This is a genomic window from Collinsella sp. AM43-1 (assembly GCF_003467925.1).
In the GTDB taxonomy this organism is placed as follows: Bacteria; Actinomycetota; Coriobacteriia; order Coriobacteriales; family Coriobacteriaceae; genus Collinsella.
In genome coordinates, this window is sequence record NZ_QSFR01000009.1 from 15,222 (window position 1) to 29,752 (window position 14,531).

Consider the following 14,531-nt stretch of genomic DNA (forward strand, 5'->3'; position numbering starts at 1 on the left):
GTCTAATGGGTCTGTTTAACGCCGTCATGGCGCTCTCGGGCATGATCGACACGGATGTGATCGAGGACGAGCGCCTTGCGCGTCATACGAGCTATCGTATCGGCGGCAAGGCCGACCTCTTTGTGACGTGCCATAGCTATCATGCCCTCCGCCGCGCCGTGGCGGTGCTCGATCGCGAGCAGGTGCCGTGGGTCATCATCGGCAAGGGCTCCAATCTGCTGGTTGCCGATGGCGGTTATCGCGGTGCCGTCATTTCGCTCGGACGTGAGTTCCAGCGCACGGTTGTTGCCGATGACGGTTGTACGCTGACGGTCGGTGCGGGCGTGATGTTTGCGCGCCTGGTCAACGATGCCCTGTCGCGTAGCCTCTCGGGCCTTGAGTTTGCCGTTGGCATTCCTGGTTCGGTCGGCGGTGCGATATCTATGAATGCCGGCACGCGGACCGAGTGGATTGGCTCGCTGGTTGAGGATGTCGTAACGTTTGACCCGGCATCCGGTATCAAGCATTATGCGGGGTCCGAGATCTCTTGGGGCTACCGCGAATGTAGCCTTCCCCGCAATGAGATCATCCTCGAGTGCGTGCTCAAGCTTAAACCGGCGCCCAAGGCCGACATTCGCGAGCGCATGGAGCGGTACCTTACAAGGCGCAAGCGTACGCAGCCCATGGGTCGCGCATCCTGCGGGTCTGTCTTTCGCAACCCGCCCGATGCGAGTGTGGGCAAGCTTATCGAGGATTGTGGATTAAAGGGTTTTTCGATTGGCGGCGCGGAAGTTTCGCCCGTTCACGCTAATTTTATCGTTAATAACGGAACTGCCACGGCCGATGACGTTGCCGCGGTTATCAGACATGTGCACGGAAAGGTGAGGGAGGCGTATGGCATCGAGCTCAGACCGGAAGTTAAATTCCTCGGCTTCTAGAGCATCGAAACCCACCTTCCGCCGCGCCGGAGGGCGTTCCGGCGCGCCTGCCAAACCTCAACGCAATACCGTCGCGCACTCTAAGTCTGTCAGGCATGCTCGACAGACCAGTCGTCCGGTCGTCGGCTCGCAGCTCGGTAATCGTCCGGCCGCAAAAAAGTCCTCGCGTCCCTCGGTGACGTCAAAGCCTGTTATGGGCGCCAAGCCTGCCCGTCCCATGGCAGCTCCCAAGCCCTCGACGGGAACTAAAGCGGCGCGTCCAGGTCTCACGCTGGGCGCATCGAAACCGCGCTCGCTGACATCGGTGCCGGCTACCGCCAAGAAGCCTTCGAGTAAAAAAGGTTTCAACCCGTTATCTTCACTTGGAGCGATGGCAAATAAAACATCAGATGCCGCTTCTGTCGTTACAGGCAAAGGCAAAATCGTGGGCGGCGTTCTGGCCGTCTTGGCCGTGCTCGTCGTCGTTGCCATCGTGGTGATCAACTCTGGACTGTTTACTGCCACTGATATTCAGATTCAAGGCAGCGAGCATGTGACGAAGCACGATGCTATCCAGCTGATCGACTTGCCCGAGGGAACGTCGCTTTTTAACGTCGATCCCGACCAGATTACCGAGGATCTCAAGCAGAACCCGTGGGTTTCGGGCGTGGATGTCCAGCGCCAGTTTCCCCATACGCTTATCATCACGCCGACGGAGCGTAAAGTTATCGCCATTGCGTATATCAGCTCCGACGACCTTGCCTGGGCTATCGGAGACGATGACACCTGGATCGCCCCGCTGTCGACGTCGGTCGAAGTGGACGACCAGGGCAACGTCATCACGACAGGGCAGGGCTCAAATACCTTGACCGGAATCGATGCCGCGCTGGCGCTCGCCAAGCATTATGGCGCGGTGTTATTGACTGATGTCTCGGCGGATGTCGCTCCGGTTTCCGGCCAGGCGGTGAACTCCAAAGCCGTTAAGGCCGGCCTGGATTATGTGCGTGGTTTTTCGAGCGAGTTCTTGGGACAAGTCAAGGATATTTCCACGCCTTCGGTCGAAGCCATCTCGGCAAACCTCAATAACGGCATTGAGGTGTCGCTGGGCGATTCGGACGATATCGCCAAGAAGGAACGCGTAGTCACCAAGTTGCTTTCGCAGGTAGAGGGCGTAACGTATATCAATGTGCGCTCTCCGGGCAACTACACATTTAGGAATGCTCCGACCTCGTAGCGCTGGTTGATGCTTTGTTGAGGGGCCATACCACGCCGTTTATCTGGTTTGTTTGGTTTTCACGGTCAATTATTTGACTGATACGTTCATAATGTGCAAACATAATACGGTTTACCTTTGCATTTACTTTCAACCTGAAGGTTAATGTGCGCAGGGGTCGACCCATGCTATGGCTATAACCTTTGTTCGGAGGACCGACATGCACGAGACAGAGATCAACAACTACCTTGCCGTCATTAAGGTGGTCGGCGTCGGCGGCGGCGGTACCAACGCGGTCAATCGAATGATCGAAGAGGGCATCCGCGGCGTCGAGTTTGTTGCCATCAACACCGATGCTCAGGCACTCGCGATCTCTGATGCCGATATCAAGGTGCACATCGGCACCGACCTTACCCGCGGCCTGGGCGCCGGCGCCAATCCCGAGGTTGGCCGCAAGGCTGCCGATGAGTCCCGCGACGACATCGCCGAGGCGCTCGCTGGCGCCGACATGGTGTTTATCACCTGCGGCGAGGGCGGCGGCACCGGTACCGGCGCTGCTCCCATCGTTGCCGATATCGCGATGAACGAGGTCGGCGCACTGACCGTCGCCGTCGTGACCAAGCCCTTCACCTTCGAGGGCCGCAAGCGTAAGAAGAGCGCCGAGGAGGGCATCAAGACCCTCTCCGATTGCGTCGACACCATGATCGTCATTCCTAACGATAAGCTGCTCGACATCGCCGAGAAGAAGACCACCATGCTCGAGGCCTTCGCGATTGCCGATGGCGTCCTTTCCCAGGGCACCCAGGGCATCACCGACCTCATCACCGTCCCCGGTATCATCAACCTGGACTTCGCCGATGTTAAGACCATCATGAAGCAGGCCGGTACCGCCATGATGGGTATCGGTACCTCTTCTGGGGATACTCGTGCCGTCGACGCTGCCCAGCAGGCCATCTCCAGCCCGCTGCTCGAGAGCTCCATCGATGGTGCCACGCGCGTGCTGCTCTCCATCGCCGGTTCCAAGGACCTGGGCATCCAGGAGATCAGCGACGCCGCCGACGTTGTCGCCAACGCCGTCGACCCCGAGGCCAACATCATCTTCGGTACCGTTGTCGACGAGTCCCTGGGCGATCAGGTGCGTATCACCGTCATCGCTACGGGCTTCTCCGACTCCAACGTCAACCGTCAGGATGAGCTCTTTGCTGCTCAGCAGTCTCAGAGCAAGGCCGCTGCCTCCGCTGAGCCGCAGCGCACCGCCCCGGCTGCCAGCCCGGCTCAGGCAGCTCCGACCCGCAACGTCGGTGGTACCGAGCTGCCCAACTTTGGCAACGACCAGTTCGAGCTTCCCGACTTCCTGAAGCGCGGTAGCTTCTAGTTCGTTTTTCTCAACGACCTGCACGGGGTGTGTCCATTTGGATGCACCCCGTTTTGTTTCTCGTTTGTAAACGAAAGCCTCCAATCTCCTTACGTTCCCTTTACGTTTGGTCCCTACCGCTGCGGGTATCCTTTTAAGGAAGTATGACAGCCGTATAAACGCGGACTGCGCGGCGACGCCGCGGTACTTGTGTTATTAGGAGGCTTTAGTATGGCAGCACGTGCGGACAACGTTTCGCGTGTCGACCATGATGGAGTTACGTTGGTGGAGGGCGCGACATCCGATGTCCGCTTTGCCTTTACCGAGCGCACCGGTGGCGTTTCTGAAGATGCGTACTCCTCGCTCAACCTGGGCTCGCATGTAGGCGATGACCCCTTTGCTGTTCAAGAAAATCGTCGTCGAGCGCTCGAAGCTATGGGCGCCACTGAGTGCGAGCATAATCTGCTCGTGCCCAATCAGGTACATGGTGACCATATCGTTACGGTGACTTCGAACGGTGCCGACGATCTTGAGGCTGTTCGCGAGCAGATTGCCGAGGGCTGCGATGCCATCGTCTGTACGGCTCATGACGTGCCCGTGCTGCTCTGCTTTGCCGACTGCGTTCCCGTGGTGCTGGTGGCCCCTGGCGGATTTGCCGTGGTGCACTCCGGTTGGAAGGGCACGATTGCACGTATTTCTGCCAAGGCGTGCCAGGCGCTTTGCGATGCTGCCGGCTGCGATGCGAGCGACGTTTCCGCCTATATCGGCCCCCATATCTTGGCTGACGAATATGAGGTATCCCAGGAACTCATGGACCGCTTTGCCGCCGAGTTTTCGTGCATCGATGCGGGCGCTTCTCGCATGCTCGATCTATCTGCCGCCATTCGTGAGGCGTTGGTAGATATCGGTGTGGACGCGGATAATATCGTGGATACCCAGCTTTCGACTGTGCGTCAGAACGACCGCTTTTATTCCTACCGTAACGAGGACGGCACCTGTGGGCGCCATGCTGCGATCGGCGTGATGCTATGAGAAAGATCGTATCGGTCCTGAGCGCCGCTGTGCTTACGCTTACGCTGTGCGCCTGTTCTTCGGGATCTTCTACCTCTTCCATTACCGTGGCCGGCTCCACGACCTGCCTTCCTATCGCCGAGATTGCGGCAGAGGGCTTTAAGGAGGAGACCGGCATCGACGTGCTCGTTTCCGGTTTGGGCTCTTCCGCTGGCATCGAAGCCGTCAGCGCTGGCACGGCCGATATCGCCAGCTCCTCCCGTGGACTCAATGCCGACGAACAGGATCTGGGCCTGACTCCCATCGTCATTGCCCACGACGGTATCGCGGTCATCGTGAACGACGATAACCCGGTCGATAACCTCTCGACCGAGCAGCTCCGCGATATCTATGCCGGCAAGATTACTAATTGGAAAGAGGTCGGTGGCGAGGACCTGAAGATTCAGGTCATCAACCGAGACGAGGCGTCTGGCACGCGTGAAGCATTCCGCACCATCGTGATGGACGGCACCCCGTTCGATCGCCGCTCCGCCGTTCTTTCGGGCACGGGCCAGGTGCGCGACGTGGTATCTCGTTCGCGCGGTGCCATTGGCTACATTTCGCTGGGCTTCGTCGATAGCCTCAACGCCAAGACCTCGGTCAAGGCCGTCTCGGTCAATCATGTTGAGGCGTCCGAGAAGACGGTCGCGAGCGGCGGCTATCCCATCTCACGCGACCTTTACTTCTTTGTGAAGGGTGCGCCTTCGCAGCAGGCGCAGGATTACATCGACTATGTGACGTCCGAAAAGATGGACAAGCAGATTCGCGAGGCGGGCTTTATCCCCGTCACCAACGACGAGAAGGGGAGTGAGTAGCATGGAAGCACAGGAAAACTCCCAGACTGAGCGGAATGTTCAGACGCCCAAGAAGCGCGAGCTGGCGCTCGTATCGCGCAGTACCTATATCAAGGAGAAGGCGCTGCAGTGGATCTTCTTTGCCTGCGCGTTCTTGGCGGTCGTTACCGTCATCCTGATTTTTGTCTTTACCACGTACTCGGCGCTGCCCGTCTTTACCGACATCGGTCTGGCGGACTTCTTTAGCTTTACGTGGGCGCCCTCTGAGGGTCACTACGGCATCGTGTCGCTGCTTGCCGGCTCGGGTCTGGTGACCGTCGGTGCACTCGCCATGGGTGTGCCCCTAGGCGTGGGCACGGCCGTGTATCTGGTCGAGATCGCCAGCAAGCGCGTGCGCAAGCTCATCAGCCCTGCCGTTGACCTGTTGGCCGGCATCCCTTCTATCATCTATGGCTTCTTTGGCATGATCATCATCCGCCCGTTTATCGCACAACTGACCGGCGGTCTTGGTTTTGGCGCGCTGACGGCGTGGTTCGTGCTCGCCATTATGATCGTGCCCACCATCACGACGCTTACCATCGATGCTCTCAATTCCATTCCCATGGGCATTCGCGAGGCATCGTATGCCATGGGCGCCACCAAGTGGCAGACTATCTATAAGGTCGTGTTACCTGCCGCCAAGCTGGGTATCGTGGATGCCATCGTGCTGGGTATGGGCCGTGCCATCGGCGAGACCATGGCCGTGCTCATGGTCGTGGGTAACGCCCCGGTTATTCCCGACAGCATTGCGAGCCCCATCTCGACGCTCACGAGCCAGATTGCGCTCGACATGAGCTATTCCTCGGGTCTGCATCGCTCGGCGCTGTTCGGCATGGGCGTGGTCCTGTTTATCATTTCCGCCACGCTGGTGGGCATCGTCCGCCTGGTTTCCAAGAAGAAGAGGGGGTAGGCTATGTCCGATTCCGTTGACACGACGGTCGATACGACCTCGTCGCGCGAGCGCATCAAGCGTGCCCTTTCCCACGGCAAGAAGGGTCGCATCAACAAGGACCTGTCCAACAAGATCATGCTCGGCGTATTCCGCGCGGCTGCCTACATCACCACGCTGGTGCTGGTCGCTATCATTGCCTATGTGGTCATTAACGGCCTGCCGCATATCTCGCTCGACTTTATCTTCGGTTGGCCCCAGGGCGTCAACGCCGAGGGCGGTATTTGGCCCACGATCGTCTCGACCGTCTATGTGACGGCGCTCGCCATGCTTATCTGCACGCCGATCGCTGTGCTGGCAGCCGTCTATCTGGCCGAGTACGCCAAGCAGGGCAAGATCGTCGAGCTCATTCGCTACGCTGCTGACGCTTTGGCCTCGGTGCCCTCCATCGTTATGGGCCTGTTTGGCTACGCCTTGTTTGTCGAGGCTATGGGTCTGGGCCTTTCGATGGTCTCGGCCGCTCTGGCGCTTGCGCTCTTGATGCTTCCCATCGTCATGCGCACCACCGAAGAGGCCATTCGCGCCGTTCCGCGCTATATCCGTTGGGGCGCGTATGGCCTGGGCGCCACCAAGTGGCAGGTTGTCTCCAAGATCGTGCTTCCTTCTGCCTTTGGCCGTATTGCCACGGGCATTGTCCTTGCCATCGGCCGTGCCATTGGCGAGACCGCCGTGGTGCTCTACACCATGGGCCAGGCCATCAATCTACCTATCTCGCCGCTCGATTCCGGCCGCCCCATGACCGTTCACCTGTACCTGCTTGCCAACGACGGCATCAACATGAACGCAGCCTACGGCACCGCGCTCTTGCTGATGGTGATCATTCTGGCCTTCAACCTGTTTGCGCGCTTCCTGTCGCGCAAGCGTCGCTAGTTAAGGAGTCCCATGTCCGTTTATCAGTCCGCTCCCACGCTGGAGCAAGCGGCCATTACGGCCAAGGATTTCAACTTTTGGTACGGTGACTTTCATGCGCTGACGGGGCTCGACCTCAACATCGCCAAAAACGCCATCACCTCCTTCATTGGCCCTTCGGGCTGCGGCAAGTCGACGTTTTTGCGCTGCATCAACCGCATGAATGACCTGATCGAGGGTACGCGCGTCGAGGGCACCATGACGCTCGACGGCAACGATATCTATGCCGAGGGCGTCGACCCGGTCGACCTCCGTCGCCGCGTGGGCATGATTTTTCAGCAGCCCAACCCGTTTCCCAAATCCATCTACGAGAATGTCGCCTTTGGCCCTCGTCTGCAGGGCGTGACTAGCAAAAGCGACCTCGATGACATCGTGGAAGAATCGCTCAAGCGCGCCAACCTCTGGAAAGAGGTATCCAATCAGCTCAACAAGGATGGTTTGGCGCTCTCGGGCGGTCAGCAGCAGCGTCTGTGCATCGCGCGCGTGCTTGCGGTGCAACCCGATGTCCTCCTGATGGACGAGCCCTGCTCCGCCATCGACCCCACGTCCGTCTCTAAGGTCGAGGATTTGATGGCCGAGCTGGCGCCCGAGATGACGATCATCATCGTCACGCATTCAATGCAGCAGGCAGCTCGTATCAGCGACTACACCGCATTCTTCTTGCAGGAAGTTGCCGGTGAGCCTGCCACGCTCATCGAGTATGGTCAAACCGACGCGATCTTCACCAGCCCGGTGGACTCGCGGACGGAAGACTATATCACCGGCCGCTTTGGCTGATCGGTGCGACTAGTCCCAAGCCGATCGGACCTGGTCCGGTGCGTATTCACTGTGCGGGCGGCATGACCGCACCCAACTGATTGGAGTGAACCATGCGTAAACTGTTTTCCCGTCAGCTCATCGAGGCCCGCCACGAGATGCTGAGCATCTACGAGGCCGTCGATCTGGCCCTCCACGATGCCGTTAAGGCCTATGTGACCGACGACCGCAAGCTCGCCACCAAGACCAAGAAGCGCACGCTTTCGATTGACGCACGCTGCGCCAACCTGGAGGCCGTCTGCTACAACCTGATTGCCACGCAGTCACCGGTCGCCTCCGACTTCCGCCTGCTTCAGACGATCATCTACGTCGACTTTAACCTGCAACGCATGACCGATAAGGTCCGTCAGATCTGCCGTGCCACGCGTCATATGATCAAGGCCGACATCTCGCTGCCCAAGGAGCTTGTCGGCACGGTCGAGGCCGAGGCTGAGGCCGTCTACCAGGTGCTGGGCTCTTCGCTTTCTGCGCTCGTCACCAACGACATGTCCATCATCTGCAACTTGGCCGTCGAGGACGAGCCAGTGCACGCCGCCTACGAGAAGTTCTTCCGCACCTTTAACCGTATGGATACGGGCGACTTTATGGACGACGACAGCAACTATGACGACCTGCGCCGCGCCATCATGGTTTCGCGCTACCTCGATCGCATCGCCTCGATTTCCATCGATGCCGCCTGCCGCCTGACCTTCCTGCTGACTGGTCAGCGCATGAATGCCGGCGATATCGCCCGCACGGACGAGGACGAGCTCGAGAGCATGCGCGTGCCTTCGGGCGAGGGCGTCATCATGAGGCCCGCCGTCGATGCGCGCTACGTTGCCAAGGTGCCCGTTAACGAGGTCAGCGAGGGACTTCGCTACCTGCTCGATCATCTTGAGGACGAGGACGATGACGAGGACGACGAGGAGTAAGTAATCCCGTTCGTCGAAAGATTGTAAATACCTAAGTGAGCGCGGCCTTGCACATGCGGGGCCGCGCTCTTGCGTTAGCATGGGACTACTTGTTTGGCCGTCAGCGGAGGCGATTGGCAATGGATAACTATTTGGACTTGATGCGCGCTCGCCGCGAGCAGATTCTGGAACGTTTTTATGCGGCGCTCGATCGCGCAGGCCGTCCCCACGACGCCGCGAGCCTCATTGCCGTGTCCAAGACCGTTGGTGTCGATGAGACCGTTGCCGCCATCCAGGCGGGGTATCGCCATTTTGCCGAGAACCGCCCGCAGGAGCTGGTTCGCAAGCTCACGGGTCTGGCGGAGCATCCGGAGCTGCCCGAGGTGCGCTTCGATATGATCGGCAACCTGCAGACCAATAAGATCAATGCGGTGCTGGGCTCAGCCGAGCTGATTCACTCGGTGGGTTCGCTGCATCTGGCGCAGGCGATCTCGAGCCGTGCTGTCCGCAAGATTGAGGCAGGCGAGCTCGCCGGCCCCCAGCGTGTGCTCATTGAGGTCAATGTGAGTGGTGAGGAGTCGAAGGGAGGCTTTTCGCCCGATGAGATTCGCGCCGCCGCGGGTGAGCTTGCGGAACTTGAGGGAATTTGCGTGCAGGGGCTTATGACTATGGCGCCCCGGGGGAATAAGGATGTGGCACGCCGCACCTTTGCGGGGCTTCGTGAGCTGAGGGATGAGCTGGAGGCGGCGCATCCCGATTTGAACCTGCCTGAGCTTTCCTGCGGCATGAGCGAGGACTTTGAGCCTGCCCTTGAGGAGGGCTCTACGCTCGTTCGCCTGGGCAGGGTAGTATTTAGCCCGGAGTTTGCAGTAAAATAAGGCTCTGAAGTGCGCACTGATTATCGGGGCGCCTGCACTAAACCGCGAGAGGACACAACCATGGGCTTCCTTGACGAGATTAAAAATAAGATGCACCTGGGCGGCCAGCAGGGTTACGACCAGGGTTATGGCCAGGACGACGACTACGGCTACGATGACGGCTATGACGATAGTTATCAGGGCAACGGCTACGGCGGTGCTTCGGGCGAGGGCTTCTACACCCAAGACGAGCCGAGCAACGGCCTGCTTGGTCAGACGCGCCGCGGTGAAGCTGAGTCGGTTGCCGTGTATACGCGCTCCGGTCAGCTGGTCGGCGATGACTCCCGCCATGCCACGACGTATAACCCGCCTTCGCGCTCGCAGGACAGCGTTGCGAGCGGTTATCGTCCTGGTGCCTATGACACGCCGTCGAGCTACGCCGAGAACACCCGCGCCCGTGCCGCCGCTGCACCCGCGCCTGCACCGAGCGATGCCTCGGCCTATGCGAGCAATATCATCAACGCCACGCCGCAGCTGCCGGCCTATGTCCTGCGCCCCGAGAGCTATGACGACGTGGAGACCGTGGTGCGCCGCGTTCGCACCAAGCAGCCTGTCGCACTGATTTTTGTGGGCGTACGCACCGAAGTTGCCAAGCGCGTCTTGGACTTCTCTTACGGCTTTGCCTGCGGTCTGGGCGCCACGGTCAAGGAGGTGGGCGACCGCGTGTTCATGGTGCTGCCCGCCGGTTGCGAGGTCAAAGATTCCGATCTCAAGAAGCTTCGTGCCGACGGCTACCTTAAGTAAAGACAAGACGAGGAGATTCCCATCAACATCTACACTATCGTCCAGCTGGTCAACACGCTGTTCAACTTCTATTCCACGCTCATTGTCGTCTACTGCTTTATGACGTGGATTCCCATGAAGCAGGGTGGTTTGCTTCAGGATATTGCTGCGGTGCTCGATAGCGTGTGCGGTCCGTGGCTCAACCTGTTCCGTCGTTTCATCCCGCCGATGGGCGGTATCGATTTTTCGCCGGTCGTTGCGATTATTGCGTTGCAGTTGGTGCAGAGGCTGGTTCTGCAGCTTCTTATAGGTATACTCGTATAGAACTGACTTAGTAACTTACGTCGGGCGTGTAGCGCCGAGGCGATGAAAAAGGAGACTTGTTATGGCTATTACCCCTGCAGACATCCAGGCTCAGACTTTCTCTGAGGCCAAGCGTGGCTACGATCCCGCCGAGGTCGACGTCTTCTTGGAGACGCTGTCCTCCGAGGTTGACGCTATGCTCGCTAAGATCGTCGACCTTAAGGGTCGCCTGACTGCTACCGAGCAGCAGCTTGCCGATGCGCAGGCTCAGCTTGCCCAGGCTCAGGATGCCACCGCCCAAGCCGTTCCTGCCGCCCCCGTGGCTGCTCCCGCCCCTGACTTCTCCGCTCAGGAGCGCCAGATTTCCGCTGCCCTGATCGCTGCCCAGCAGACCGCTGAGACCATCGTCAACGATGCCAACGAGAACGCTGAGCGTATCCGCAACGAGGCTGACGCTAAGGCCCGCGAGGTTATCCGCCAGGCTCTGACCGAGAAGCAGGCCGAGCTCGAGGAAATCGATCGTCTCAAGGCTTCCCGCGAGGAGTTCAAGGCCGAGTACCTCAAGCTCATCCAGCACTTCATGGACGATGCCCAGAACTCCTTCCCGGCCGACCTCATGGCCTCCACGCCGGTCGGTTCTGCCGCTTCTCCTGCGGTGACTGTTCCCGCTGAGCCGCTGCCCGTCGCTGACCCGGTTGTCCCCGTGGCCGATCCCTTTGCCCCGATCGACAACTTTGTTGCCGACGACCTGGACTAACATTCGGCCTACAATTTAGTGCCTAGAAAGGACCCGCAGCTTGCGGGTCCTTTTTTATGACTGTGCCGGGGTGCGTAACATAAAAAAACCGAGCCCTGCACATAGTGGCGCAGAACTCAGCGACGGGTGAGCGGTCAAGGGTAGATTTTAAGGTATGTCCAAAAACTACTTGAGGAGGAAGTTGGAGAGGGGAATAGTGCGGGCCTCGCGATGCTCGGGATCGGCGATGTGGTCGGCGGGATAGCCACAGACGAGCATGTGATAGGGATAGACGCCCTTGGGCAGATTGAACTGCTCCTGTGCCACCTCAGGCTTAAAATGGCATACCCAGCACGTTCCTAGGCCCTGCTCGGTGGCCTCCATCATCATCTGATCACACACGATGGACGTATCGATTTCACTGGAATTCATCTGGTCATACGGGCGTACCCAAGCATCATCGGTAACGCAGCAAATAAGGAAGATGAGCGGAGCGCCAAAGATAGACCCATCACGAGCAAACCGAGGCTGACAAGCAGCAGCCTTCTCCAACAGCTCAGGCGTATCCAGCACCATCACACGGGCTGGATGATTATTACAAGCAGAAGGAGCAATACGCCCAGCCTCAACAATGGCATCCACCACAGCCTGCTCAACAGGACGGTCCTCAAAAGAACGACAAGAATACCGACCACGAGCCAGATCCAAATAAGACATACAAGCCCTCCTAAAATTAAAAATCAAACAAACCAAAAGTAACCCAAAGAGTACCCAAAGCAGCAATCAGCCAAACGCTCATCAAGGGCCAAAGTGTCCGAACGGATACCAAAGGTCCCTTCAGCCAAACCCCCATCGCGCTAAATCTATCAGCCAAAGTTCCCAATGGTGGTACGTAAGGCGAAGGGCCGGCCACGGTTTACTTTCGAACGACTCTGCAAAGCAGCCGGAGTGAGAAAGCAAACCGTGGCCGGCCCTTCGCCGCCGGGACACGTACCCCCAATTAACTGTTCTTCATGACAATCGAATCCACGACATCGGCCACATTCTCGCAGCAGTCGGCGCAGTACTCCAGGAAGGCGTACACGTCACGCCAAGCGATGACCTCGAGCGGGTCCTTGCCGTTAACGTGCAGGTTACGCATGGCGTTGATATAGAGCTCGTCGGCCTCGGACTCGATGGTGTTGATCTGGATGACGAGCTCGCGCAGCGTTTTGGACTTGCGGTAGTTAGGCAGCTCGACCATCAGGTCTTTCATGGCGCGGCAGGCGTCGGTCACCTTGTGGGCGATCACGATGGCATCGGGATGGATGCTCTGGATGTTGGTGAAGTAGACGCGCTGCACGACGCCCTCGATACGGTCGAGCACGGTGTCGAGCGAGCAGCTCATCAGGTCCAGATCCTCGCGCTCAAGCGGGGTGATAAAGGCGGTGAGCAGGGCGTCCTCAAGCTCATGGTGCTTCTTGTCGGCCGCATGCTCGATCGCATGCATCTTGTCGAGCATATCGTGAATCTTTGCGGGATCGAAGTTCTCGAAAATCTTGATGAGCAACTCTGCGGCCTGGACAGCAAGGTCGGCGCAGGCGACGTAGTTGTCAAAGTAGAACGAATCGGGTTTCTTTGCCATGGGTGGGTCCTTTCGAGGTGAAGACGGGTGGGCGAAGTGTTGCGGTCCAGATGGACGTTCGGTTTGACTAGAGGAACATCATGAACAGCTTGGCCATGACAAAGCTGATGAGTCCGCAGGCGGGGAAGGTGAAGAACCAGGTGAACATCATGTCCTTGACGACGCCGAAGTTGATGGCCGAGAGGCGCTTGACGGCACCGACGCCCATGATGGCGCAGGTCTTGATGTGTGTGGAGGACACGGGGATGCCGGTAAGGGTGGCAAGCAGCAGGTTCGCGGCGCCCGCCAGGTCGGCGGAGAAGCCCTGGTACTTTTCGAGCTTGACCATGCTCTGGCCAACGGACTTGATGATGCGCTCGCCGCCCACGCTGGTGCCGATGCCCATGGTGGCCGAGCATAGCAGCATAATCCAGATGGGGATGCCGGCATCGCCGACGCTCGTCTGGCCGCTGGCAAAGGCCACGCCTAAAAAGAGCACGCCGATGAACTTCTGTCCATCCTGCGCGCCGTGCATAAAGCTCATGGCCGCAGCGCTCGCGATCTGAGCGTATTTAAAGAAGACATTGGCACGTCGCCTGTTGGCGGCGGCGAAAAGAATCGAGACGAGCTTGCACAGGACCCAGCCCATGACAAAGCCCAGACCGATGGAGAGCGCCAGGCCGTAGATGACCTTCATCCACTCGTGGACGTTGACGCTGCTCGCACCGCCGAGGGCGATGGCGGCACCGGTCAGGCCGGCGATAAGGCTGTGGCTTTGCGAGGTGGGGATGCCAAAACGCGACGCTGTGGCGCCGTAGACGACGATGGAGAACAGCGCCGCGCACAGACAGGCGAGCGCCATGGTGCTGTTTCCTCCAAAGTCGACAATATGGGAGATGGTGTTGGCGACGCTCGCGTTAAAGTGCGTCATGATGAGCACGCCAAGGAAGTTGAATGCGGCACTCATGAGAATAGCGGCGCGGGCGGGCATGCAACGCGTAGTGACGCAGGTCGCGATGGCGTTGGGTGCGTCGGTCCATCCATTGACGAAGATGGCGCCGAGCGCGAGGATCACGGTGACGGCAAGGACTGGGTTCGACACAAGTTGGCCGAGGAAGGTTGAGAACGTTACGTCCATATATGGGCTTTCTCGAAGTTTGCAGGCACGTTACAGAAACATGATAAATCGTATCACCTCCTGCGGGTTTCTTTACCGAGTTCTGATGGGAGCAGTGAATTTTTTGGCACTAAAAATGAATATTAGCCCTGTTGACCGTGGGTGTTCTTTTTGCTAACACACCATGAGGACACGTGCGCGCGCCCCAACACCCCAAAACCA

At 58.8% G+C, this 14,531-nt stretch carries 16 protein-coding genes; 13 read left to right on the top strand and 3 right to left on the bottom strand.

Annotated features, from left to right (window positions below; translation table 11 throughout):
• The first annotated feature begins 5 nt into the window (after nt 1-5).
• The 13 genes from murB to DW925_RS05610 all read left to right on the top strand — a co-directional run bounded on the left by murB (nt 6) and on the right by DW925_RS05610 (nt 11,610).
• Nucleotides 6-917: a UDP-N-acetylmuramate dehydrogenase gene (murB, locus tag DW925_RS05550; RefSeq protein ID WP_117584225.1), complete on the top strand. Its 912-nt coding sequence runs from the start codon at nt 6-8 to the stop codon at nt 915-917.
• A gap of 370 nt (nt 918-1,287) precedes the next feature.
• Nucleotides 1,288-2,130 (top strand): cell division protein FtsQ/DivIB, encoded by an 843-nt coding sequence (locus DW925_RS05555; protein ID WP_055251672.1) that lies wholly within the window; start codon nt 1,288-1,290, stop codon nt 2,128-2,130.
• Between the two features lie 199 nt (nt 2,131-2,329).
• Nucleotides 2,330-3,484 carry a cell division protein FtsZ gene (gene ftsZ, locus DW925_RS05560; protein ID WP_055251674.1) on the top strand — a complete coding sequence of 385 codons (1,155 nt, stop codon included), beginning with the start codon at nt 2,330-2,332 and terminating at the stop codon, nt 3,482-3,484.
• A 210-nt stretch (nt 3,485-3,694) separates the two neighbouring features.
• On the top strand, nt 3,695-4,495 hold the full coding sequence (locus tag DW925_RS05565) for a polyphenol oxidase family protein (protein ID WP_117584224.1): 801 nt from the start codon (nt 3,695-3,697) through the stop codon (nt 4,493-4,495).
• Nucleotides 4,492-5,328: a phosphate ABC transporter substrate-binding protein gene (locus tag DW925_RS05570; protein WP_099431531.1), complete on the top strand. Its 837-nt coding sequence runs from the start codon at nt 4,492-4,494 to the stop codon at nt 5,326-5,328. Before DW925_RS05565 ends, DW925_RS05570 begins: the two co-directional genes overlap by 4 nt.
• Nucleotide 5,329: 1 nt before the next feature.
• The gene (gene pstC, locus DW925_RS05575; protein ID WP_117584223.1) at nt 5,330-6,256 is read left to right on the top strand and encodes a phosphate ABC transporter permease subunit PstC; all 927 of its coding nucleotides are present in this window, start codon (nt 5,330-5,332) and stop codon (nt 6,254-6,256) included.
• 3 nt (nt 6,257-6,259) lie between these two features.
• Entirely contained in the window at nt 6,260-7,165 is a 906-nt protein-coding gene (gene pstA / locus DW925_RS05580; RefSeq protein WP_055251684.1) for a phosphate ABC transporter permease PstA, read from the top strand.
• 12 nt (nt 7,166-7,177) lie between these two features.
• A complete protein-coding gene (gene pstB, locus DW925_RS05585) occupies nt 7,178-7,981 on the top strand; it encodes a phosphate ABC transporter ATP-binding protein PstB (protein WP_089571588.1) in 804 nt (267 codons plus the stop codon).
• Between the two features lie 92 nt (nt 7,982-8,073).
• Complete coding sequence (locus DW925_RS05590) at nt 8,074-8,931, top strand: PhoU domain-containing protein (protein WP_117584222.1); 858 nt, start codon at nt 8,074-8,076, stop codon at nt 8,929-8,931.
• Nucleotides 8,932-9,050: 119 nt separating this feature from the next.
• Nucleotides 9,051-9,788 (top strand): YggS family pyridoxal phosphate-dependent enzyme, encoded by a 738-nt coding sequence (locus DW925_RS05595; RefSeq protein WP_117584221.1) that lies wholly within the window; start codon nt 9,051-9,053, stop codon nt 9,786-9,788.
• A gap of 60 nt (nt 9,789-9,848) precedes the next feature.
• On the top strand, nt 9,849-10,571 hold the full coding sequence (locus DW925_RS05600; protein ID WP_089571591.1) for a cell division protein SepF: 723 nt from the start codon (nt 9,849-9,851) through the stop codon (nt 10,569-10,571).
• Between the two features lie 57 nt (nt 10,572-10,628).
• Complete coding sequence (locus DW925_RS05605; RefSeq protein ID WP_227790178.1) at nt 10,629-10,874, top strand: YggT family protein; 246 nt, start codon at nt 10,629-10,631, stop codon at nt 10,872-10,874.
• A 61-nt stretch (nt 10,875-10,935) separates the two neighbouring features.
• Nucleotides 10,936-11,610: a DivIVA domain-containing protein gene (locus DW925_RS05610; protein WP_117790570.1), complete on the top strand. Its 675-nt coding sequence runs from the start codon at nt 10,936-10,938 to the stop codon at nt 11,608-11,610.
• Nucleotides 11,611-11,775: 165 nt separating this feature from the next.
• On the opposite strand, the gene DW925_RS05615 is transcribed toward DW925_RS05610, so the two are convergent.
• The 3 genes from DW925_RS05615 to DW925_RS05625 form a co-directional block, all read right to left on the bottom strand.
• Nucleotides 11,776-12,306 carry a nitroreductase family protein gene (locus DW925_RS05615; protein WP_117584220.1) on the bottom strand — a complete coding sequence of 177 codons (531 nt, stop codon included), beginning with the start codon at nt 12,304-12,306 and terminating at the stop codon, nt 11,776-11,778.
• A gap of 283 nt (nt 12,307-12,589) precedes the next feature.
• Entirely contained in the window at nt 12,590-13,213 is a 624-nt protein-coding gene (locus DW925_RS05620; RefSeq protein ID WP_117584219.1) for a DUF47 domain-containing protein, read from the bottom strand.
• Between the two features lie 67 nt (nt 13,214-13,280).
• On the bottom strand, nt 13,281-14,330 hold the full coding sequence (locus tag DW925_RS05625) for an inorganic phosphate transporter (RefSeq protein ID WP_117584218.1): 1,050 nt from the start codon (nt 14,328-14,330) through the stop codon (nt 13,281-13,283).
• Between the last annotated feature and the right edge of the window lie 201 nt (nt 14,331-14,531).